At 72.7% G+C, this 20,272-nt stretch carries 18 protein-coding genes; 11 read left to right on the top strand and 7 right to left on the bottom strand.

Annotated elements, in window-relative coordinates; translation table 11 throughout:
* Positions 1–2 precede the first annotated feature (2 nt).
* Genes JYJ93_RS02060 through JYJ93_RS02045 form a run of 4 tightly spaced genes read left to right on the top strand, consistent with a single transcriptional unit; the run spans position 3 to position 3,100 of the window.
* Complete coding sequence (locus JYJ93_RS02060; RefSeq protein WP_206786178.1) at positions 3–1,016, top strand: hypothetical protein; 1,014 nt, start codon at positions 3–5, stop codon at positions 1,014–1,016.
* Positions 1,013–1,687 carry a hypothetical protein gene (locus JYJ93_RS02055; RefSeq protein ID WP_206786176.1) on the top strand — a complete coding sequence of 225 codons (675 nt, stop codon included), beginning with the start codon at positions 1,013–1,015 and terminating at the stop codon, positions 1,685–1,687. The genes JYJ93_RS02060 and JYJ93_RS02055 overlap by 4 nt, the downstream gene beginning before the upstream one ends.
* Before the next feature lie 13 nt (positions 1,688–1,700).
* A complete protein-coding gene (locus JYJ93_RS02050; RefSeq protein WP_206786175.1) occupies positions 1,701–2,102 on the top strand; it encodes a hypothetical protein in 402 nt (133 codons plus the stop codon).
* 2 nt (positions 2,103–2,104) lie between these two features.
* Positions 2,105–3,100: a hypothetical protein gene (locus JYJ93_RS02045; protein WP_206786173.1), complete on the top strand. Its 996-nt coding sequence runs from the start codon at positions 2,105–2,107 to the stop codon at positions 3,098–3,100.
* On the opposite strand, the gene JYJ93_RS02040 is transcribed toward JYJ93_RS02045, so the two are convergent.
* Positions 3,097–3,483 (bottom strand): hypothetical protein, encoded by a 387-nt coding sequence (locus tag JYJ93_RS02040; RefSeq protein WP_014393086.1) that lies wholly within the window; start codon positions 3,481–3,483, stop codon positions 3,097–3,099. The genes JYJ93_RS02045 and JYJ93_RS02040 overlap by 4 nt on opposite strands.
* A gap of 279 nt (positions 3,484–3,762) precedes the next feature.
* Here JYJ93_RS02040 and JYJ93_RS02035 point away from each other — a divergent pair, with 279 nt between their 5' ends.
* Entirely contained in the window at positions 3,763–5,253 is a 1,491-nt protein-coding gene (locus JYJ93_RS02035) for a HAMP domain-containing sensor histidine kinase (RefSeq protein ID WP_206786171.1), read from the top strand.
* A 102-nt stretch (positions 5,254–5,355) separates the two neighbouring features.
* The gene (locus tag JYJ93_RS02030) at positions 5,356–5,967 is read left to right on the top strand and encodes a hypothetical protein (protein WP_242543623.1); all 612 of its coding nucleotides are present in this window, start codon (positions 5,356–5,358) and stop codon (positions 5,965–5,967) included.
* Positions 5,968–5,973: 6 nt separating this feature from the next.
* Here the strand turns inward: JYJ93_RS02030 and JYJ93_RS02025 are convergent, their stop codons facing one another.
* Positions 5,974–6,339, bottom strand: a complete 366-nt coding sequence (locus tag JYJ93_RS02025; protein WP_206786170.1) for a response regulator — start codon at positions 6,337–6,339, stop codon at positions 5,974–5,976.
* A gap of 79 nt (positions 6,340–6,418) precedes the next feature.
* Positions 6,419–6,766: a helix-turn-helix transcriptional regulator gene (locus JYJ93_RS02020; protein ID WP_242543622.1), complete on the bottom strand. Its 348-nt coding sequence runs from the start codon at positions 6,764–6,766 to the stop codon at positions 6,419–6,421.
* A gap of 430 nt (positions 6,767–7,196) precedes the next feature.
* On the opposite strand from JYJ93_RS02020, the gene JYJ93_RS02015 reads away from it, so the two are divergent.
* The 3 genes from JYJ93_RS02015 to JYJ93_RS02005 all read left to right on the top strand — a co-directional run bounded on the left by JYJ93_RS02015 (position 7,197) and on the right by JYJ93_RS02005 (position 12,002).
* Positions 7,197–8,588, top strand: a complete 1,392-nt coding sequence (locus JYJ93_RS02015) for a GDSL-type esterase/lipase family protein (protein ID WP_269012923.1) — start codon at positions 7,197–7,199, stop codon at positions 8,586–8,588.
* Positions 8,585–10,921 (top strand): serine hydrolase, encoded by a 2,337-nt coding sequence (locus JYJ93_RS40495; protein WP_206786166.1) that lies wholly within the window; start codon positions 8,585–8,587, stop codon positions 10,919–10,921. Before JYJ93_RS02015 ends, JYJ93_RS40495 begins: the two co-directional genes overlap by 4 nt.
* A gap of 196 nt (positions 10,922–11,117) precedes the next feature.
* Positions 11,118–12,002, top strand: a complete 885-nt coding sequence (locus JYJ93_RS02005) for a zinc ribbon domain-containing protein (protein ID WP_206786165.1) — start codon at positions 11,118–11,120, stop codon at positions 12,000–12,002.
* A 16-nt stretch (positions 12,003–12,018) separates the two neighbouring features.
* Here JYJ93_RS02005 and JYJ93_RS02000 read toward each other — a convergent pair whose 3' ends face one another.
* From JYJ93_RS02000 to JYJ93_RS01990, 3 genes are all read right to left on the bottom strand, one after another.
* Positions 12,019–13,089: a hypothetical protein gene (locus JYJ93_RS02000; protein WP_206786164.1), complete on the bottom strand. Its 1,071-nt coding sequence runs from the start codon at positions 13,087–13,089 to the stop codon at positions 12,019–12,021.
* Between the two features lie 120 nt (positions 13,090–13,209).
* Positions 13,210–13,866 carry a metallophosphoesterase gene (locus JYJ93_RS01995; RefSeq protein ID WP_206786163.1) on the bottom strand — a complete coding sequence of 219 codons (657 nt, stop codon included), beginning with the start codon at positions 13,864–13,866 and terminating at the stop codon, positions 13,210–13,212.
* 86 nt (positions 13,867–13,952) lie between these two features.
* Entirely contained in the window at positions 13,953–14,813 is an 861-nt protein-coding gene (locus JYJ93_RS01990; protein ID WP_206786162.1) for a sigma-70 family RNA polymerase sigma factor, read from the bottom strand.
* 320 nt (positions 14,814–15,133) lie between these two features.
* Between JYJ93_RS01990 and alr the strand changes: the two genes are divergently transcribed.
* The gene (gene alr / locus JYJ93_RS01985; RefSeq protein ID WP_269012924.1) at positions 15,134–16,351 is read left to right on the top strand and encodes an alanine racemase; all 1,218 of its coding nucleotides are present in this window, start codon (positions 15,134–15,136) and stop codon (positions 16,349–16,351) included.
* A gap of 6 nt (positions 16,352–16,357) precedes the next feature.
* Here alr and JYJ93_RS01980 read toward each other — a convergent pair whose 3' ends face one another.
* Complete coding sequence (locus JYJ93_RS01980) at positions 16,358–17,407, bottom strand: lysophospholipid acyltransferase family protein (protein WP_206786159.1); 1,050 nt, start codon at positions 17,405–17,407, stop codon at positions 16,358–16,360.
* 194 nt (positions 17,408–17,601) lie between these two features.
* On the opposite strand from JYJ93_RS01980, the gene JYJ93_RS01975 reads away from it, so the two are divergent.
* On the top strand, positions 17,602–20,244 hold the full coding sequence (locus JYJ93_RS01975) for a M1 family metallopeptidase (protein ID WP_330166765.1): 2,643 nt from the start codon (positions 17,602–17,604) through the stop codon (positions 20,242–20,244).
* Positions 20,245–20,272 lie beyond the last annotated feature (28 nt).

Raw genomic sequence — 20,272 nt, 5'->3', positions numbered from 1 at the left:
TCGTGGCGCTCGAACCCGAAGCCTTCCAGAAGACCCAGCGCTACCAGGTGCGCGCGACCGTGCCGGAGGTGCTGGCGGCACTGACTCCGAAGCCCGAGCGTGCCCCAGAGCCGGAGCCCGTCCGCGCCTCGAAGAACACCCCCGCGCGCTTCGGGGTGGGGCTGCTCGTCGCGGCCGGGGTGCTCCTCGCGGTCCTCTGGCTCCTGCCCTCGGACCAGAAGGAGCTGGCGAGCCTGGCGGTCCTCCTGTTCTTCTTTTCGTTGCCCGGCGGCATCCTCCTGCTCCTCGCGTCCTGGATGCTCCAGCAGGAGGCCGCGGCGAAGCGGTCGTGGCCGCCGAACGATTGGGTCGTGGAGCCCCCGCACAAGGATCAGCGCCGCCTGTTGCTGGCCACGCTGCTGAAGCGCTTCCAGGTGGACCTGCTGGCGGACGCGCCCGTGGACGTGACGCTGGACCTGACGCTGCCCCTGGACGCCAGCAAGCGCGTGCGCACGGAGAACCTCGAGGGGAAGCGCGGCCCGGGGACCCGCGCGGACTTCGTCGACCCCTGGCTGTCATTGCAGGGCCGGTTCGCGGACGGCACGCACCTGCACCTGTCCGTGGTGGATCAGGTGCGGGTGGTCGAGCGCATGAAGGTGATGCCGCTCAAGACCCGGACCAAGACAAAGCGGAGCGGGGTCAGCCTGATGACCGTCGCGCTGCGGGTGAAGCCGGAGCGCCACCCCGGGCTCGCGACGCTGAAGGACGCCGCCCGGAGCGCCGTGCGGCTGCCCCCCGGCGCCAGGCTGAAGCGGGTGCGCGTGGCGGAGGACCGGGTGGCGCTGCGCGTCCAACTGGACGAGGACTGGGTGGCCCGGCCGCCATCCGAGCCGCGGCCCGGTGCCAGCCCCCGGCCTGAAGCCCCGCGGAAAACAGATGCGTCGCGCACCGCGACGATGATGCTCTTGAGCCTCTATCAGGTGCTCAACCACTCCAGCTCCCAGGTCCAGCCCGGGAAGATGAGGTCCACGTCGTGAAACTTCGAGTCCTGTTCCTCGTGGGCCTGGGCGTGCTGGGGGCCTCGGCGTGCCAGCAGGGGAGTGCCCCCGCGCCCGCGCCGCACACCCAGGCGATTCCCGCCAACGCCGCCGCTTCCGCCGCCGAGCCGAAAGAGGCGGGCGCCAAGCTCAAGTTCAAGGACGGCGACGACCGCGAGCGCTTCTCGCTCAAGCCCAAGGACGACGGCGCGAAGCTCGTCGACGGCGAGGACAAGGAGGTCGCCCGCTACAAGTGGAAGGGCGGCGAGCTCAAGGTGTCCGGTCCGGACGACACGGTGCTGGCCTATGTCACGGGCGGCCCGGACGCTTACCAGGTGAAGGACGCCGCGCGCTCGGCGGTGCGCTACACGCTCACGCGTGAGGGCTCCGGGTGGGTGCTCACGGATGCCCAGGACATGCTGCTCTACACCGTGGTCTCCGACGGTGGCGGCGCGTCCGTGAAGGGCGCGTCCGGCGCGGAGGCCCTCCACGTGAAGGTGCGCGACGGCAAGCTGTCCCTGCGCGACCCGTCCGGCAAGACGGTGCTCGCCACCAAGCAGCCGGTGTCACCGGTGGCCGCCGCGTGCCTCGGCTTCGACTCGATGGACCTGCCCCTGCGCATGGCCCTGCTCTTCCGCCTCCAGACCCCCGCGGGCGCCGCGTCGCCCTGAGCCTTCGAAAGCCATGTCCCCTTCCTTCGCTTCCGCAGAGCAGTGCCTGGAGACCTCCGGCTTCCTCTTCTCCCACCCGTGTGAGCGGGGGGCGACCACGCAGTGCATGCGCTGTCAGAAGCCCATCTGCCTCTTGCACATGCGCACGCTCGACGGCGGCGAGGCGGTCTGCGTGACGTGCGCGCGCGCCGCGGACAACGGCGACGAGAACCGCGACCCGTCCGACACCTCCGACTTCGACGAGGACGACCCCAGCTACTACTACGAGGACTACGGCTACTACGGCCGCGACGCGTGGCGCGGCTCCGGGGCCTCGTCCTCGGGCAGCGACCCCAACGACTTCACCGAGGCCGACGGCGAGAGCGTGCGGCGCGAGGACGACGCCTCCTTCGAGGAGGACCTGGGCGGGAGCTGAGCGTGGCCGCGCGACGCCGGCACTGGCGCCTCTACGCGCTCGGCGGAGGCCTGGGGCACCTGACGCGCGCCGCGGCCCTGGCCCGCGTGGCCGTGGCCCGGGGCCACGCGGTGGACCTGCTCACCAACAGCCCGTTCGCCCCCGGCCTGCCCCTGGAGTCGTGGCTGGGCCCTGGCGCCACCGTGCACCGCGTGGACGCGCGGCTGGACAAGGCCGCCACCGTGGCGGCGGTGGGCGCGTGGCTCGCGGAGTCCACGCCGGACGTGCTGGTGGTGGACACGTTCCCGCGAGGCCTCGCCGGAGAGCTGGTGGCGCTGCTGCCCACGGTGCGCGCGCCGCGCGTGCTGGTGCACCGCGACCTGAACCCCGTCTACGTGGAGCGCTTCGACGTGGCGCGCGCCGTGGACGCGTTCGAACTGCTCGTCGTGCCCGGGGAGGACGCGCCCTTCGCGCACCACCCGCGCGCGGTACGCACGGCGCCGTGGCTGCTCCTGGACGCGGACGCGCTGCTGTCCCGCGAGGAGGCGCGGCGGCGGCTGGGCCTGGATGACGGGGACCCGAGCCCCCTCGCCGTGGTGATGGGCTGTGGCCGTCCGGAGGAGGTGGTGGAGGCCGGGGAGACGGTGGCCCGGCTGCGCGCGTCGCTCACCCCCCATGCGGCGGTGCGGTGGCTCGTCCCCACGCCCCATGAAGGCGGGCTGACGGTCTGGCCGGCGCTCGAGGTGCTGCGCGGCGTGGACGTGCTGGTGGGCGCGGGGGGCTACAACACCGTGCAGGAGGCCCGGGCCACCGGGACGCCGCTGGTGGCCTGGGCGCGCCCCCGGCTCTACGACCGGCAGGCCCTGCGGTTGAGGGAGGCGGAGCGGGTGGGGGACGCGGCGGCGCTGGAGGCGAAGGTCACGTCCCTGCTCCTGCACCAGGCCGGGCCCGCGCGCCCCTCGACCTGGGTCAACGGCGTCCACGCGGCGGTGGAGGCCATCGAGCGCGTCGCGCGCTAGTGCTTGAAGCCCTGGTGGCCGGTGGCCGGCTCGATGCCGTGGGCCATGATGAAGTGGTACATCACCTGCGGGTCCTCCTTGGGGCCGCCCATCAGCTCCACCAGGAAGTGGCCCGCCTGCGGATCCGCGTCCGGATCCGGGGAGATGGAGACCTCGGAGACCTCGCGGCCCACCATCACCATCTCGCCCACCAGGGACTTGCCCTTGATGAGCTGGAGGACGTGCTGGCGCTCCTCCTCCATCAGCATCCAGTGGAAGTCGTCATGGTCGAACAGCGTCATGTCGGGGGAGCCACACCGCAGGATGCAGTTGGTGTGCTCCTGGAGCCAGCGCCAGAAGGCATCGAAGTTCAGGGTGCGGGCCGGTGGTGCGAGCAGATCCATCGGGTGACCTCATCGAGAAGAGCGGGCGCCCGAACGCCGGGTGCGCATCGGGCCGCGTGTCCGTGCTGACTAACATGGCCGGGCCTCGGGAGGCCGGCTCCTTTTGGGGGGCGGCATCCGGGAGGGTCGGCCACCCAGCGGGGCGCGAATCCACGATATCGGACGCTTGTTCCTTTCCTGGGAAGAGGACCGCGACCACCTGGGTTGACGCGGCCCGGAGGGAGGATGCGTGACCACGACAAAGCGGGACGCCGGCTGGGGGTTCGCAAGGGAGGCGCGATGAGCCTGCGCGCCTTCTTTTCCACCGTGGTGGGTGGGTTGGTCCTGCTCACCGTGGTGTCCGCCACCCTGCTCGTGGTGCTGACGACCGCGCTGGAGCGCATGGCTTCCACGCTGAGTGAATCCGTGGAAGGCGTCCGGCAGGCCGAGGAGCTGGAGGTGGATCTGCTCGTCCACTCGCGGCTGCTATCGTCGCCGGGGGCTTCCGTGGTGGCGGACCCGTCGCGCGGGCGCTCGCCGCCCCAACTGGAGGCCGACCTGCGCCGCCAGATGCTGGAGATGCACGCCATCGCGTCCACCCGGGAGGAGCGTCAGACGGTGGCGGAGGTGCAGCAGCAGGTCTTCGCCTACCTGGCCGCGCAGCACGCGCCGCTCGGGCCCGGGATGACCCCGGCCCAGCACGACACGACGGCGATGGCCTCGCTGAACGCGGCGCTGCGCTCGCTGGAGCGCCTCATCCAGATCAACGTGGACCAGGCGCAGGAGGCCCGGCAGAGCGCGGCGCACTGGAGCGAGATGGCCGACATGCTGGGGCTGCTGTTGGGCCTGCTGCTGCTGACGACGCTGGGCCTGGTGGTCTTCTGGCTGAGGCGCTTCGCGCTGCGTCCGGTGACGGCGCTGCGCAGCGCGATGGCCGGCTTCGGCCGGGGCGGGCGGCACCTGCGCGCGCCCGAGGAGGGCCCGTCGGAGATTCGCGACATGGCCCACACCTTCAACGAGATGGCGGACAGCCTGACCCACCAGCAGGAGCAGCAGCTGGCGTTCCTGGCGGGCGTGGCGCACGACCTGCGCAACCCCCTGTCCGCGCTGAAGCTGTCCACCGCGCTCACGGGCCGCGGAGAGGTGACCCCGGAGCGCATGCAGCGCACGCTGTCGCTGGTGCGCCGCCAGGTGGCGCGCCTGGACCAGATGGTGGGGGACCTGCTGGACGCGACCCGCATCGAGGCCGGCAAGCTGGAGCTCCAGCCGGAGGTGCGCGACGCGCGCGAGCTGGCGCGCTCCGTGGTGGAGCTGTACCAGTCCAGCGACTCCGGGCACACGCTGGAGCTGATGGTTCCGGACGGCGCGGTGCTGGTGCGCGCGGACCCCTCCCGGTTGGAGCAGGTGCTCAACAACCTGGTGAGCAACGCGCTCAAGTATTCCCCTTCCGGCAGCCGCGTGGAGGTGTCCGTGCGCGGCGACGGCGACCAGGTGTTGCTGGCCGTGGCGGACCAGGGCATCGGCATGTCGCCGGAGGATCTCCAGGGGCTCTTCATCCCGTTCCAGCGCGCGGGCAACGCGAAGCAGCGCGCCCCGGGCGTGGGGCTGGGACTGTCGGTGTCGCGGCGGATCATCGAGGCGCACGGCGGCCGCATCGAGGTGGAGAGCCAGCCCGGCCAGGGCTCCGTGTTCCGCGTCCACCTGGCCCGGGTGTCCGCCGGTACGCCCAGGCCGTCCGCGCCCCCCGACGACGAGGAGCCCGCCGGGGAGGACTCCGGAGCGGTGCACTGAAGGCCGGGGCAACCGTTGCCTGAAGCGGGCCCGGGTGAAGCAGAGGGATGCGCACGGGCGGGGCAGGGCGTACCTTGCGGCCCCATGTCAGGAGCCGTCTGGATGATGAAGCGTTCCAACCGGGCCGTGCCGCTGGCCGCCGCCCTGCTGGTGCTGGGCGGGTGCGCGGGGCGAACGCAGACCGAGCCCCCCGTGTCCCCCGCCGCGCCCGTGCGGGAGGCGCCGTCCTCCGTCGTCCAGTCGCGGGAGGGGGGCTTCAGTGTGACCTTCCCCGGCCCCGTCACCGAGGAGCGGCGCGTACAGCCCACGGACGTGGGCGAGGTGACGCTGCACACGTTCATCGCCGCGCGTACGCAGGAGGACACCGCCTACTACGTCTCCTATACGGACTTCCCGCTCGCGGCGGTGGCGCAGGTGAGCCCCCGCGACGTGGTGGACCGCGCCAGCCAGGGCGCGCTGGAGGCCCTGGGCGCGACGGCCATCTCCGCGAAGCCGCTGCAGCTGGAGGGCGGCTACCCCGGCCAGGAGGTGGGGGGACTGTCCGGTCCGCGCCGCCTCCGGGGCCGCTTCTTCATGGTGGGCCCGCGCCTGTACCAGCAGCTGCTGCTGCATCCGGAGGGGCGCGCGCCCCAGGACGCGGACCGCTTCTTCGACTCGTTCCGCCTGGACCCGGCCGTGGCGGGCCAACTGGGGCAGCGGACGACGGGCGGCTGACGGCTCTCAGTGCAGCGGGTGCACGAAGCGGCGCACCCCGGCGAGCAGGGCCTCGCGGTCGAAGGGCTTGGAGAGCACCTCGCGGATGGCGGGGTGGCGCTCCTCGCTGGAGCTGATGGCCATGACGGGCAGCTCCGCGAAGCGGGGCTCGCGCTGCAAGGTGTCCAAGAGCCGCCAGCTGTCCTTGCGCGGCGTCCACATGTCCACCAGCAGCAGCGCGGGGCACGGGTGTGCTTCCAGCCACGCGAGGGCCTGGTCCCCGTTCTCCGTGGCGGTGACGGTGTGCCCTTCGCCCTGGAGGATTTCCACGAGCGCGTCGCGCAGGTCGCTGTCGTCCTCGACGAGGAGGAGGGTAGGGGGCGCGCGGCTCATGGGCCCCCGACGCATAGGGCAAGCCCGCCGGGAGTGACAGGGAACATCTGCCGGGTGCGACCGGCACCGCGGGCGCGCCTCAGCCTTCGTCGAACATGGCCTGGAGCACGCGCCAGGCGAGCTTCAGCTCGGAGCCGGAGCGGCCCGCGAGGAAGTCGCAGATCTCCGCCACGCCGTCCGTGCGCTCCAGGTCGAAGGAGTGGAAGAGCGTCTTGAGGGACACGTCCAATCCCACGGACAGCTTGCCCAGCGTGTCGAGCGAGGGAGAGAAGGCGCCCCGCTCGATGCGGCGGATGGCGTCCACGGACAGGTCACTGCGTTCGGCGAGCGCCTCCTGTGTGAGCGCGCGGCTGTTGCGCATGCGGCGCACGTGGTCGCCAAATCGCCGGTGGAGCTTCGTCCACGTTGTGAGCCGGTTCTTCGCCATATTCGCGGCGGATAATTTGGGGGCGCGCCGCGCCATGTGAAGGGACCATGTTCGCGGCCGGACCCTGCATTTGCGCTGGGGTCCGGGAAACCGGCCCTTTCCCCGGGGAGGTCTGGCCTGGACGTACGGTCCAAAACGGATGCGATGTCCGGGATGCCACGCCGGGGCGGCTCGCGAGGCGGCCGAGCGTGGGGTCCAGAACATGCGTGTCCCCGGGCTTTCGTCTACGCTCGCGGGCCACATGACGGTTCTCGATGTCTCGCGCGGGCTCCGGCGGGCGGGGTTGCTCGCTCTCCTGGCGGGGGCCCTGCTCCCCGGGTGCGAGTCCCGCACACCCCCTCACCGTTTTCCCCTGACGACGACTCCCGCGACGGACTCCGTGCCGGAGCCGGGGGCCGCGCGGCCCGTGTCCGCGGAAGCCGGGCACGCCGTGACGGGCGAGGGTTCCGCCCGGGTGGTGCCCACCGCCGTGAGCCTCCCCGCGCCGCCTCCAAGCCTGCCGCGCCCGGTGGCGCGCTCCGCGTTCCGCGCGCTGCCGCCCACCACCGCGCGTGCCGGACAGCTGCACGCGCTGGCCACGCGGTTGAAGGCTCCGGGCGGCACGGTGGAGGACCCCTGTCTGGAGCCGGGTGACACGGGCTGCGCGCGGTCCGCGCTGTCGCCGTTCTACGCCGCGCTGGATGGGCTCATGCGGACGCCGGGGACGGCGCCCACCGTCATCGCCGCGTTCGGCAACTCGCTCATCGCGGGGGACCGCATCGTGGACGTGGTCCGCGACGAGCTGGTCGCGGGCTTCGGTGGCGCGGGCCGGGGCGTGCTGCTGGTGGACCGCATGGCGCCCTACGGCGGACGGGGGCGCACGGCCGCCGTGAGCAACGGCTGGCAGCCGCGCACGCTGGGCGAGCTGAAGGCGCCGCCGCACCCGTTCGGCATCACCGGCGTGTACCACCTGGCCACGGAGAGCCGGGCCCGGGGCCGCTTCAAGCTGGAGGGCGAGCCGCGCGGGACGCTGTGGTGGAAGGACGTGAAGGGCGCGGGCCGCCTGGTCGTGTCCGTGGACGGCGCGGTGCTGACGCGCACGGAGCCCCAGGAGGACGGGGCCCACCGCACCACGTCCTTCGACCTGCCCGAGGGCGCGAAGTGGCTGGACATCACCGCGGAGGGCAAGGGCGCCATCGTGCAGGGCGTGGTGCTGCAGAAGGCCGGGTCCGGCATCGTGCTGGACATGCTCGGCGTGCCGTCCGCGGACGCGACGCTGTATGCCCGGATGGAGGAGGACGCGCTGAAGGCGCAGCTGTCGCAGCGCGACCCGAAGCTGCTGCTCTTCTTCCTGGGGGGCAATGAGTCCAAGCGCCTGGAGTGGAAGCGCACGGACCTGCCCACCGTGCGCCAGGACCTGGCCGCGCTCTTGCGCCGCGTCCGCGCCGCCGCGCCGGGCAGCGCGTGCATGGTGGTGGGCCCCATGGACGCGGTGCAGGACGGGCACGCGAAGGGCAAGCCCCTGACGCAGCGGCCGTTCCTGCAGGCCGCCATCCAGGCCGAGCGCGAGGTGGCGCTCGCCGAGGGCTGCGGCTTCTTCGACCTCTACTCGGCGATGGGCGGCGCGGGTTCGCTCGCGCGCTTCAACCAGGCGGGGTTCATGCACGACGACCTGGTGCATCCGCGCGGTCAGGGATTGGACCTGCTGGGGCAGCTCGTCTCGGACGCGCTGCTCGCGGGCTGGGTGAACGAGGGCGTGGTGCCGGCGCCAGCGCTCACGAGCTCGCGTGAGGAAGCACCGGCCACCGGTGCGAGCCGTGAGACGGCGGAGGCGGTGCCATGAAGCGGCTCTTCGTCGCGCTGTGGGTGTTGGTGGAGGCGGGACCCGCGTTCGCGCAGGCCTCCGCCGGGTCCGTCGCGAAGCCCGCGTCCGTGGCGCAGGCGTCCGCCGCGGCGCCGAAGCCGGAGGCCGCGCCTTCCGGGGCGGGTGAGAAGCCCTCGTCCCCGCCGGAGTCCAGCGCGAAGGTGGCGCCGGAGCCGGACGCGAAGGCCTCCGAGTTCCCGCCGGAGGTTCAGCGCGCGCTGGACGCGTTGGTGCGCGCGGACCTGAAGCAGGGGCCCACCGCGGGCCTGTCCGTGGGCGTGATGCGGGGCGGCCAGCGGTGGATGAACGGCTACGGCTACCGCGACGTGGCGAAGAAGCTGCCGGCCACGGTGCGCACCACGTACCGCATGGCGTCCATCACCAAGTCCTTCACGGCGGTGGCCGTGATGCAGTTGGCGCAGGCGGGCAAGCTGGACCTGGACGCGGACATCCACACGCTGGTGCCCGAGTACCCGGTGAAGCAGTGGCCGGTGACGGTGCGCCAGCTGTTGGGCCACCTGGGCGGGGTGCCCACCTACGACAGCCCGAGCGCCGGCAACAACACGAAGCCGGTGACGACGAAGGAGGCCATCGGGCTGTTCGCGGACCGGCCGCTCGTGTCGGAGCCGGGCACGCGCTACCTGTACACGACGTGGGGCTTCAACCTGCTGGGCGCGGCGGTGGAGACGGCCTCCGGCCAGTCCTACCGCGAGTACCTGCGCGACCACGTCTTCGGCCCCGCGAACATGAGCCACGCGGACGTGGATGAAATCAGCACGCGCGACGCGCAGCAGGCGGTGGGCTACCGCGTGTCGGGCGCGACGCTGAAGACCTCGCGCTTCCTGGATGTCACCAGCCGCTTCGGCGGCGGCGGCACGCGCGCGACGGTGGAGGACCTGCTGGGCTTCGCTCGCGCGGTGCTGGACCACAAGCTGGTGACGCGCGAGACGATGGGCCGCATGCAGGCGACGATGGTGACGCGCGACGGGCACATCACCGACTACGGCATGGGCTTCGCGACCTATCCGCTGCGGGGCCACTACATCGTCGCGCACGCGGGCGGGCAGCCGGAGACGACGACGCTGCTGGTGCTGCTGCCGGCGGAGGACACGGCCATCGCGCTCGCCACCAACGTGGAGGACGAGGCGAAGCGGCTGCGCCGGCTGTCCATCCGGTTGATGGAGACGGTGCTGGACGAGGGCGCGCCGGCCCGGGGCGGCCACTTCACGGACCCCGTGGACGCGGTCGTCTACGAGGGCATGGGGCGGCTGGCGAGCTACGGGCTCGCGTACCACGACTGGGCCACGCGCGGGCCGGGCACGCTGCCGGCGGAGACGGACCTGGCGGGGGCGTTCGCGAAGGTGTCGTCGCTCTTCGAGCGGGCGGCGATCGCAAGGGATGGCCGCGGCGCGATGGAGCGGATCCGCGGCGCGCACGAGCCGCGCGCCGAGTCGCTCTTCATCCGCGTGGGCGCGCACATGGCGGCCACGGTGGAGAAGGCGATGGGCGCGGAGCGGCTGCGCGCGTACCGGACGCAGGGCGCGGCGGGCTTCTTCGCGGACTACCTGGCGGCGTGCGAGACGCTGAAGTGTCCGGAGGCGGAGCGCTTCAGTCCGTCCGTGCGGAGCGACGTGGCGCGCTTCGTCGCGGGGTGGAAGCGCGCGGAGGTGCCGGCGCTGAAGCGCACGCGTCTGGAGGCGACGAAGGACCCGGAGAAGCTGTGGCCCTCGTTGAAGGAGGCGGCGGTGCGCGCCCCCGCGGTGCGGCCGGACTACACGGATGAGCTGCTGACGCTGGCGGACCGCGCGAAGCGCAAGCCGGTGGACCGGATGCGCTGGCTGGAGCGCGCGACGGAGCTGCATCCGGAGTCGATGGACGCGCACCTGGCGCAAGCGGTGGGGTTGATGGAGGCGAACCGGGAGCCGGAGGCGATTCCCCACGTGCGCGAGGCGTTCGAGACGCCGGAGGGCTCGCTGGTGCTGTCGCCCACGGGCTTCCTGAAGCGGCTCCTGGACACGCGTTCGCTGAAGGTAGCGCGAGGCCTCTTGCGCGCGGCGGTGACGCTGCATCCGGACGCACCGGAGCTGTGGGACGCGCTGGCGAAGCGCGAGCGGGCCCTGGGTGACGCGGGCGCGGCGAAGGCGGCGCTGGCCCAGGCGAAGCGGGCCCGTCAGGTCCGGGCCGCGCAGGAGGCCCGGGCTCCGAAATCCCAGGGCGTCGTGGCCCCGGCGGGCAACGCACCGGCGCAGGACAAGGCCGGGAGCACGTCCCCCACGGTGCCGGTGGATCCGGAGTCCGCGCCGGAGCCGTAGCGCCCGCGAACCGGGCTTCCCGGGAAGGCACGGCGCCCGAACCTCCCTCCGGACACGGAGGCGGTCCCCATGCCTGAGAAGGTGAGAGCCGCGCGGGAGCCTCCCCGGCGGCGGCGGGCCGGAAAAACCAGTCCGACAGTCGGACAGGTTCAGGACGACCGGGGCCGGGGGCCGAGCCGTGCGAGGATGCCCGGCGATGACGCCTTCCTGTCCCTCCTGTCAGGCCCCCTTCACCCCCGGCGCGGAGACGTGCGCGCGGTGCGGGGCCTCGCTGCTGGTGTCCCCGGCTCCCGGTGGCGCCGAGCCTGTCTGCGCCGTGCACCCCGAGTGGCGCGGCGTGGCCACGTGTCCCCGCTGTGGCGCGTTCGCCTGCGCCCGCTGTCTGCGCCAGGGCCCCGAAGGCACCGTCTGCGCCAGCTGCCTCGAACGTGAACCGCTGGGGCAACTGCCGTGGGATCAGCGCGCGGAGCTGGGGACGCTCAAGGCGTTCTGGCGGACGTGCTTCGGCATGTTGATGCGGCCCACGGAGACCCTGAAGGGCGTCAACCCCGACGCGCCCGTGAGCAGCTCCATGGGCTTCGTGATGCTGTCCGCCATCTCTGGCTTCCTGACGACAGGCCTCGTCTACACCGCGCTCATCGGCGTCATCATGGGGTTCGTCCCCGAGACGGAGACGAGCGGCGCGGATCCAAAGGACGTGAAGCTGTGGATGACCATCGGCATGGCGGCCTGGACGGTGCTCATGCCCATCTTCAGCACCGGCATGACCCTGGTGAACGCGGGCATGGACCACCTCGTCCTCCGCATGGGCGGCGTGGAGCGCGGCTTCTCCGTGACCCTGCGCGCGCACGCCCTCTCCCAGGCGCCGTACATCGTCGGCGTGATTCCCTTCGTCGCCGTGTACGCCGCGCCCTTCTGGGCCATGGGCCTGCGCGCCTTCACCTACCGCACGCTGCACCGCACCAGTTGGGGCACGGCGCTCGCGGGCGCGCTCCTGGTGCCCGTGCTCTCCTGCTGCCTCTGCGGCGGCGTCTACGGCGCCATCGTGTTCGCGGCCCTCAAGAGCACGGGTCAGGTCTGAGGCGCGTCCCGCGCGCCTACCGCTGTCCGGTCGCCGCCGTCGCCCCGCGCGGCACCAGTGACGACGGCTCCGGCCAGAAGCGCGCGCTCCGGACGCCGTCGAAGGACGCCGCCAGGCGCCTCGTGCCCAGGTCGTAGACGCGCGCCTGCGTCTCGCCCGCGAGCATCAGCAGGTCCCCGCGCGCCAGCGCCCGCACGGGGCTGCGGGCGGGCAGGGCGAGTCCCTCGGGTTCGCCCAGGTGGCCGTCCTCCGCCTCCCAGCGCACCGGCATCATCAGCGCGGTCTGCTCGCCCGCGGTCTGCCACGCGAACAGCGGGCCTCCGCGCGACTCCATGCGCGCCCAGCCGCCGAACACGTCGTGCCCCCGGCGGGACACCACCGCGTCCAGCCGGACCGCGTCCTGGCTGCCCTCGTCCAGGCCCTGCGCCACCAGCGCGTCCAGGTCCCCGGCCACCGTGGAGGACACCAGCATCTCCGTGCTGGTGAGCGCGAACACCGCGTCCCAGTCACCGCGCGTGGCCACCGTCTCGATGCGCTTCCACGCCCCCGCCTCCAGCCGGTATGCGTGCGCGAGCCCCGCGCCCTCGTCCAGCTCCGGGATGGGGATGCGCCGGCCCTCGAAGAGGAAGACGTCGTCGCGCCGCACCAGCTCGCCCGTGTGCGCCGTCAACGCCACCAGCCGCCCCACCGAGTCGAACCCCACCGCGCCCGTCAGCCCCTCCTCCGGCAAGAGCTGCGCGAAGCCCTGCCCGGACGTCAGGTCCACCGTCCACACGCGCCCGGGCCCCCGCGCGCTGCCAGCCGGGTCGCGCACCGCCGCGTGCTTCCCGTCCGGGCTCCACGTGAGCTGCAACCCGTCACACGCCGCGTCCACCGTGACGAGCGCCCTGCGTCTGCCGTCTGACTCCAGTCGCAGCCAGGTACAGCCCGACGGCGCCGCGTCCTGGAGCACCGACAGTGAGAACGGCGCCACCTTCACCGGCGCGGCCACCGGCACGGCGGCGGCCACGGCCGGAGCGGCCTCCGGGGGCTTCTGGCAGGCGCTCACGAGGAGCAGGGCGCTGAAGAGGCTCGAGGTGCGGACCATGTTGAACTCCACCCGGAAAAAGATGACCTCAAAGGAATATGTCAGAGCCCCGGGTGCGAGCGGAAGTCACTCGGGGTCCACATGGTCCTGAAGTGTCGGGTGGATCAGCCCGGCCCGCGCCTACAGCGTCATGTACGCGCGGGCCGCCGGCACGGAGTAGAAGCGCCCCTCCGGCAGGACGTACGCGGTGAGCTTGCCGCCGTAGACGCAGCCGGAGTCCAGGCCCACCGCGAAGGGGTGCTTCTGCAGGCCGCGCATGGCGTCGTGGCCGAAGATGACCAGCTCCGGGCCCTGCCACAGGCTGCCCCACGGCTCGCCCGCCTCCAGCCGCTTCGACGGCGTCCCGTCCGCCGCGATGCTGCGCAGGTTGAAGAGGAACTCCTCCCGCTGCTCCTCCAGCGGCACGCCCGGCACCAGCCCCGCGTGCACCGCCAGCGCGTTCAGCTCCGGGAAGCGCAGGTAGGAGGGCAGCCGCTCCATCCAGGCCCAGTCCGCCGCGCTCAGCGTGTCCAGCACCTGCCGGTGCTCCGGCTTGAGCTTCTTGCCCTTGGACGCGTGGCCCCCGTGCCAGCGCAGCACGTGCGCGTCGTGGTTGCCCTTCACCGCCTGGAAGCCGTGCTCGCGCGCCCGCCGCACCACGCCCGCGGAGTCCGGCCCCTTCGCCACCAGGTCGCCCACCAGCACCACCCGGTCGCCGGGCGTCCAGTCACACGCCTTCAGGAGCGCGTCCAGCTCACTGGAACAGCCGTGGACATCTCCGATGAAGAGCGTTCGCATCCTCCACCCTCTTTAACGCACTGGCCCCGAATGCCCCGCCCGGAATCTCCGGAACCTCGCGCGGCGACGAGGCGTCGCGCGCCGCGTTACTCGGAGGGCGTGCGCAACAGCCGGCTCAGGCTCACGTCCAGCTGGCTGGAGATGAGCCGCAGCACGCTGTCCAGCTGGGAGCGCGTCAGCCGCAGCCGCTCCGTCAGCCGCTGCCGCGTCCCGTCCAGCAGCTCCTCCTGCGCGCCCACCACCCACCGCGCCGCCGTGGAGCGGTGCACGCCGTACAGCGCCCCCAACTGGTCGATGCCCAGCCCGTCCAGGTACTTCAGCCGCAGGAAGTTGCGCTGCCGCGCGGACAGGGCCGCCAGCGCCGCCTGGAACGACGCGCTGAACTCCGCGCGGTACGTCTGCTTGAGGTACGCCAGCTCCGGGTCGTCCCCCGGCGCCACCAGCATGGACAGGTCGCCGTCCTCCGACTGCGCCTGCCCCGAGCGCTGCCGCTGCCAGTCCAGCGCCAGCCACAGCGCCGCCGCGCGCACCCAGCCCGCCAGCGGCCCCGTGCCCGGGTACGCCGCCAGCCGCGCCGGGGCCTCCGCGCTGCCCACCAGCATCCGCTGGCGCAGCGCCTGACGGACCTCATCCAGCCCGGCCGCGGGCAGCTTCAGCCGCGCCACCGCCGCGTCCACCTCCGGCATCAGGCGCTCCTCGAAGGTGGCCAGCGCCGCGGGCACGCCGTCCGCCGCCGCCCGGGCCAGGTACACGTCCGCCATGTGCAGCCGGCCCCAGGCGTCCTCGTGGCCGTCCGCGGGCACCAGCCGGGCCAGGTGCGCAGCGAAGCGCGGCCCCTCCAGGGGGATGCCCGGCCAGGACTGCCGGGCCGCTTCCAGGGCCTGGGCCAGCCGCTCCTGGAGGACGGAGAGGGCGCCTGCCGGCTCCGTCTTTCCTCGGGCGGTCATGAAAGCCTGGGCTAGGGGCAATTCAGGTGCGGCCACGGCAGGGGACACTACCACCGGCCCCTGTCGCGCCGCCGGGTCACCCGACATGTCGCGCGGCGGCTCCCACCTGTCAGGTGTCCCCCGGGACACGCTCCCGGGCCGCGCGTGTCCACCCGAACACGCCCCCCTGGCCGTGCGGGGCGGCCCCCTCCCGCCCTCGTCCGCCCGGGTGGCATCCGGCCGGTGTCCCACCCTCCGTGGCCCTCCGGCCACGGCCGCCCATGGCCTGCGCTTTGCTGGTAGAGCCTTGTCGGGACGTGGGCTGGTGCGGAGGTGTGAACGTGGAAGAAGTCGGTGTGGGGCTCGGAGCCGGGCCTGGTGACGCGGTGTACTCCTCGTGGCTGGAGGTGAGCGCGTCCCACCTCAGGCACAACGTGGCGGCGTTCCGCGCGTTGGAGTCCACCGGCCCCACACCCCGGGCGCTGGGCGCGGTGCTCAAGGGCAACGCCTACGGCCACGGCCTGGCCCAGGTGCTGCCGCTGGTGCACGCGGGCGTGGACGTCCTCTACTTCATCGCGCCGCAGGACGCGCTCACGGTGCGCGCGCACGAAGCCCGGCACGGCCTGCCCGCGCGGCAGGTGGTGGTGCTGGGCGCGGTGGCCCCGGAGGAGGCCGTGGTGCTGGCGCACCAGGGCATCGACGTGGTGGTGGCGGACCGCTCCTGGGCGGACGCGGTGCCTTCCTTGCGCGCGGCGAAGCTGGTGCGCCCCCTGCGCGTGCACGTGCACATCGACACGGGCCTGGGCCGCGAGGGCTTCACGTTGGATCAGCTTCCGCGCGACACGGCGTTCCTCGCGGAAGCCGCGGACGTGTTCGAGCCGGTGGGCGTGCTCAGCCACTTCGCCAACACGGAGGACGTGACGGAGCAGGCGTACGCGCTGGCGCAGTTGGACGCGTTCGAGACGGCGCTGGGGCACCTCACGGCGCAGCTGAAGCCCGCGAAGCCGTTGCAGCGGCACATCGCCGCGAGCGCCGCGGCGCTGGTGCTGCCCCGGGCGCGCTACGAGGCGGCGCGGGTGGGCATCTCGCTGTACGGCCTGTGGCCCTCGCCGGAGACGCGGCTGTCCGCGAGGCTGGTGCTGGGGGAGTTGCCGGTGCTCAAGCCGGTGCTGTCGTGGCGCTGCAAGAGCCAGGTGGTGAAGTGGCTGCCCGCGGGCGCGTACGTGGGCTACGGCTGCACGTACCGCTGCCCGGAGCCCACGCGCATCGCCGTCCTGCCGGTGGGCTACTACGACGGCTATCCGCGCCTCGCGTCCGGCAAGGCGCACGTGCTGGTGAACGGGCGGCGGTGCGCGGTGCTCGGCCGCGTGATGATGAACCACCTGATGGTGGACGTGACGCGCGCCACGTCCGACGAGCGTCCGGTGACGGCCACGCTCCTGGGCCGCGATGGAGAGGAGTCCGTGTCCGCCGAGTCCCTGTCCGGCTGGGCGCAGACCATCCACTACGAGTTGGTGACGCGCCTGGGCGCGCACCTGCGCCGCGTCGTCGTGGAGTAGCGCGGGCTACTTCGACGGCGTGCCCTCGGTGAGGCCGGGCGACGGCGCCGTCGTGAGCGCCGGGGGCTGCACCTTCCAGCGGCGGTGCAGCCACAGCCACTGCTCCGGGTGCCGGCGGATGGCGCGCTCCAATGCAGCAGTGACGCGCGCGGTGTGCTCGGTGATGGGGTCCGCGCACTCGCCGGGCCTGGGCGGGAGGATGGGGCCCTCCACCTCCAGCCTGTAGCGCGCGCCCGGACCCGGAGGCCGCACGCCCATCACCACGAACACCGGCACGCCCGTGCGCTCCGCGGCCACCGCCATGGCGGGCGTCGTGGACGCGAGCCGGCCGAAGAAGGGCACGAACACCGCGGACTTCGCGGGCAGCGCCTGGTCCAGCAGCATGTACGCGGACTCGCCGCGGTTCACCGCGTCGGTGATCTCCTGGATGGCGCCCTTCGGGTAGATGAGCCCCGCGCCCGCGCCCAGCCGGTTCACCGCGATGCGCGTGTTCAGCGCGCCCTTGAGCGGACGCACCAGCGCGTTGAGCGGGATGCCCCAGCGGATCAGCATCTGGCCCACCAGCTCCCAGTTGCCGAAGTGCGCCGTCACCAGCAGCGCGCCCTTGCCCGTGGCCACGTGCGCCTTCAGCGCCGCGAACGCCTCCTCGCCCTCGATGCCCTGCTGGTCCCAGTCCGGCGTCATCCGGTCCCCGGACGGCAGCGACTCCACCACCACGCGCGCCATGGTGAGGTACGCGCCTCGCGCGATGTCGTGGCGCTCGGCTTCACTCTTCTCGGGCATCGCGTGCGCCAGGTTGTCCAGCGCCACCTTGCGGCGGATGCCCAGCGAGTAGGCCAGGCTCGCCACGAAGCGAGCGAGCGCATCCCGCGCCTTCGGCGACAACGCGGTGAGCAGCGCCCAGACGCCGCGCGTCAGGAACGCCACGAGGGGGCCCGGCGGTGAGCCGATGATGCGGCGCAGGTGCTCCGGCGGTCTTTTCCCCTCGGGAGGGGTGTTGGTTTGCGGTGGCAGCGGATGCGAGGAGAGGGGAGCGGACACGGCGGCGCACTCCATCGCGAACAGGACCTGACAGCAAGGCCACGCGTCGCCCGCTCGTCGCTACCTTGCCAGGCTGCTCTGGTCCACACTGCGCGGCCATGCCCAACCTGCTCCGTCCGGTGGCCCTGGCCACCGCAACCTTCCTTGCGGCATGCGGCGCCCGACAGGGCAACGCTCCCGCTCCCGGTGCCGTTGAAACGCCGCCTGTCGTGCAGGCACCTGCCGCGCCCAAGCCGCCCACGCTGCGGCTGCCGGACGACGTGCGGCCCACGAAGTACGCCATCGTCCTGAAGATGGATCCGAAGGCGGAGGCCTTCGAAGGCACCGTCGACGTCATGCTGGAGGTGGCCAAGGCCACGAACGTCATCTGGATGCATGGCAAGGGCCTCATCGTGAAGGAGGCCACGCTGGATCAGGGGGGCGTCACCCAGACGCTCAAGGCCTCCTCCGCCGGCGAGGACTTCCTCGGCCTGACGCTGGAGAAGCCGCTGGCCGTGGGCGGCGCGAAGCTGCACCTCGCGTACACGGGCATCGCGTCCGAGCGCGAGAACTCCGGTGCCTTCCGCGTCAACGAGGGCGGCGACTGGTACATCTACACCCACTTCGAGCCGCTGGACGCCCGCCGCGCCTTCCCGTCCTTCGACGAGCCCGGCTTCAAGGTGCCGTGGCAGCTCACCTTCCACGTGCCGGAAGGCAACGTGGCCGTCACCAACACGCCGCAGCTCGCGGACGAGAAGGGCGCGGACGGCTGGCACATCTACCGCTTCGCCCCCACGCAGCCCCTGCCCAGCTACCTCATCGCCTTCGGCGTGGGCCCGTTCGACTTCCTGCCCGCGCGCGACGCGGGGCAGAAGCAGGTGAAGACGCGCATCATCACGCCGCGCGGCCGGGCGAGTGAGGCCGCGTGGGCCGCGAAGGTGACGCCGGAAATCCTGGAGCGCCTGGAGGCCTACTTCGGCATCCCCTACGCCTACGAGAAGCTGGACGTGCTCGCGGTGCCGCTGATGGGCGGCGCCATGGAGAACCCGGGCCTGGTCACGTTCAACTCGCGCCTCGCCCTGTCGAAGCCGGAGGAGGACGCCATCTGGCGCCAGCGCGCGTTCGCGAGCGTGCAGGTGCACGAACTGGCGCACCAGTGGTTCGGCGACCTGGTCACCCTGGCGTGGTGGGACGACCTGTGGCTCAACGAGTCCTTCGCCTCGTGGATGACCCCGCGCATCGTGGAGTCGTACCAGCCCACGTGGGACGCGCCGGTGGAGCGCGTGCAGGAGCGCAACGGCGCGCTGGAGGCGGACAGCCTAGTGGCCGCGCGCTTCATCCGTCAGCCCATCCAGAACGCGGGCGACATCGAGAACGCCTTCGACGGCATCACCTACAGCAAGGGCAGCGCGGTGCTGGCCATGGCGGAGACGTGGCTGGGCCGGGACGTCTTCCAGAAGGGCATCCAGCGCTACATCCGCGCGCACGCGGGGAAGAACGCCACCGCGAAGGACTTCCTGGACGCGCTGTCCGCCGAGTCCGGCAAGGACGTGTCCCAGGTGATGAACAGCTTCCTGGACCAGACGGGCGCGCCCTTCATCACCGCGACCCTGCTGTGTGACGGCGGCAAGCCGCGCGTGGCTCTCACCCAGCAGCGCTACGTGCGCCTGGGCTCCAAGGCCCCGGAGGCGCAGTCGTGGAAGGTTCCGGTGTGCGTGAAGTACCCGGGCGCGGGCAAGGACGCCACCGCGTGTACGCTGATGACGCAGCAGAAGGCGGAGGTCGCGCTGCCGGAGGCGAAGGCGTGCCCGGCGTGGGTGTTCCCCAACGCGGACGGCGCGGGCTACTACCGCATGCGCCTGTCCGACGACACGCACGCGAAGCTGATGAAGTCCGGCCTGTCGAAGCTGTCGCGCGCGGAGCGCGTGGTGCTCTTGAGTGACTCGCTGGCGCTCGCGCAGGCGGGGCTGATGCCCGCGGCGGACGCGCTGCCGCTGCTCACCGGCGTGGCGGAGGACCCGGACCGGCAGGTGCTGGAGGCGGGCCTGGACCTGATGGACCTGGTGTCGTCGCGGCTGATCACGGAGGCGCAGGAGGCGGACCGCGCCCGCTACGTCCGTGACACCTTCGGGCCGCGCGCGCGCAAGCTGGGCTTCAAGCCGCGCGCCGGTGAGAGCGAGGACATGCGCCTGTTGCGTCCGCGCCTGCTGGAGCTCGCCGGCAACGAGGGCAACGACCCGAAGCTCATCGCGGAGGCGCGCACGCTGGCGGAAGCGTGGCTCAAGGACCGCAAGGCGGTGGCGCCGGACGTCGTGGGCCCGGTGCTCGCCATCGCGGTGGAGCACGGGGACGCGGCCCTGCACGCGAAGCTGATGGAGGCCCTGCGCGTGGAGACGAGCCGCGTCCAGCGCCAGCAGCTCCTGGGCGGCCTGAGCCACGTCTCGGACCCCAAGCTGGTGAAGGCGAACCTGGAGCTGCTGCTCGACCCGAAGCAGGACATGCGTGAGAACCTGTGGCTGCTGATGGGCGCGTCGCGCGACCCGCGCACCCGCGACACCGCGGTGGAGTTCCTGAAGGCGAACTTCGACACGTTGGTGGGCACGGACGACAAGCCGGGCCTGTTGCCGGAGGGCATGGGCTCGCGGCTGCCGTACATGGGCGCCGGCTACTGCGACGCGGCCAAGCGCCAGGAGGTGGCCGCCTTCTTCGAGCCGCGCGTGAACCGGGTGCCCGGCACCGAGCGCGTGCTGCGGCAGGTGCTGGAGATCGTGGACCAGTGCATCGCGCTGAAGGAGGCCCAGGGCGCGAGCATCGGGGCCTTCCTGACCGGCAAGCCCGCGAAGACGCCGCAGGCGCCGCCCGCGCCCCGGTAGTCCCCGGCTGAAACGACACCGGGTCCGC

This window comes from Corallococcus sp. NCSPR001 (assembly GCF_017309135.1).
Lineage (GTDB): Bacteria > Myxococcota > Myxococcia > Myxococcales > Myxococcaceae > Corallococcus.
The sequence above is the reverse complement of the archived record's forward strand: the minus strand, read 5'-3'. Positions and strand labels throughout refer to the sequence as shown.

Coding starts and splice junctions, on each gene's coding strand:
- JYJ93_RS02050 (WP_206786175.1), top strand. CDS start 1,701: ATGTCCCCTTCCTTCGCTTCCGCAGAGCAGTGCCTGGAGACCTCCGGC.
- JYJ93_RS02040 (WP_014393086.1), bottom strand. CDS start 3,483: ATGGATCTGCTCGCACCACCGGCCCGCACCCTGAACTTCGATGCCTTC.
- JYJ93_RS02035 (WP_206786171.1), top strand. CDS start 3,763: ATGAGCCTGCGCGCCTTCTTTTCCACCGTGGTGGGTGGGTTGGTCCTG.
- JYJ93_RS02030 (WP_242543623.1), top strand. CDS start 5,356: ATGATGAAGCGTTCCAACCGGGCCGTGCCGCTGGCCGCCGCCCTGCTG.
- JYJ93_RS02025 (WP_206786170.1), bottom strand. CDS start 6,339: ATGAGCCGCGCGCCCCCTACCCTCCTCCTCGTCGAGGACGACAGCGAC.
- JYJ93_RS02020 (WP_242543622.1), bottom strand. CDS start 6,766: ATGGCGAAGAACCGGCTCACAACGTGGACGAAGCTCCACCGGCGATTT.
- JYJ93_RS40495 (WP_206786166.1), top strand. CDS start 8,585: ATGAAGCGGCTCTTCGTCGCGCTGTGGGTGTTGGTGGAGGCGGGACCC.
- JYJ93_RS02005 (WP_206786165.1), top strand. CDS start 11,118: ATGACGCCTTCCTGTCCCTCCTGTCAGGCCCCCTTCACCCCCGGCGCG.
- JYJ93_RS02000 (WP_206786164.1), bottom strand. CDS start 13,089: ATGGTCCGCACCTCGAGCCTCTTCAGCGCCCTGCTCCTCGTGAGCGCC.
- JYJ93_RS01995 (WP_206786163.1), bottom strand. CDS start 13,866: ATGCGAACGCTCTTCATCGGAGATGTCCACGGCTGTTCCAGTGAGCTG.
- JYJ93_RS01990 (WP_206786162.1), bottom strand. CDS start 14,813: ATGACCGCCCGAGGAAAGACGGAGCCGGCAGGCGCCCTCTCCGTCCTC.
- JYJ93_RS01980 (WP_206786159.1), bottom strand. CDS start 17,407: ATGGAGTGCGCCGCCGTGTCCGCTCCCCTCTCCTCGCATCCGCTGCCA.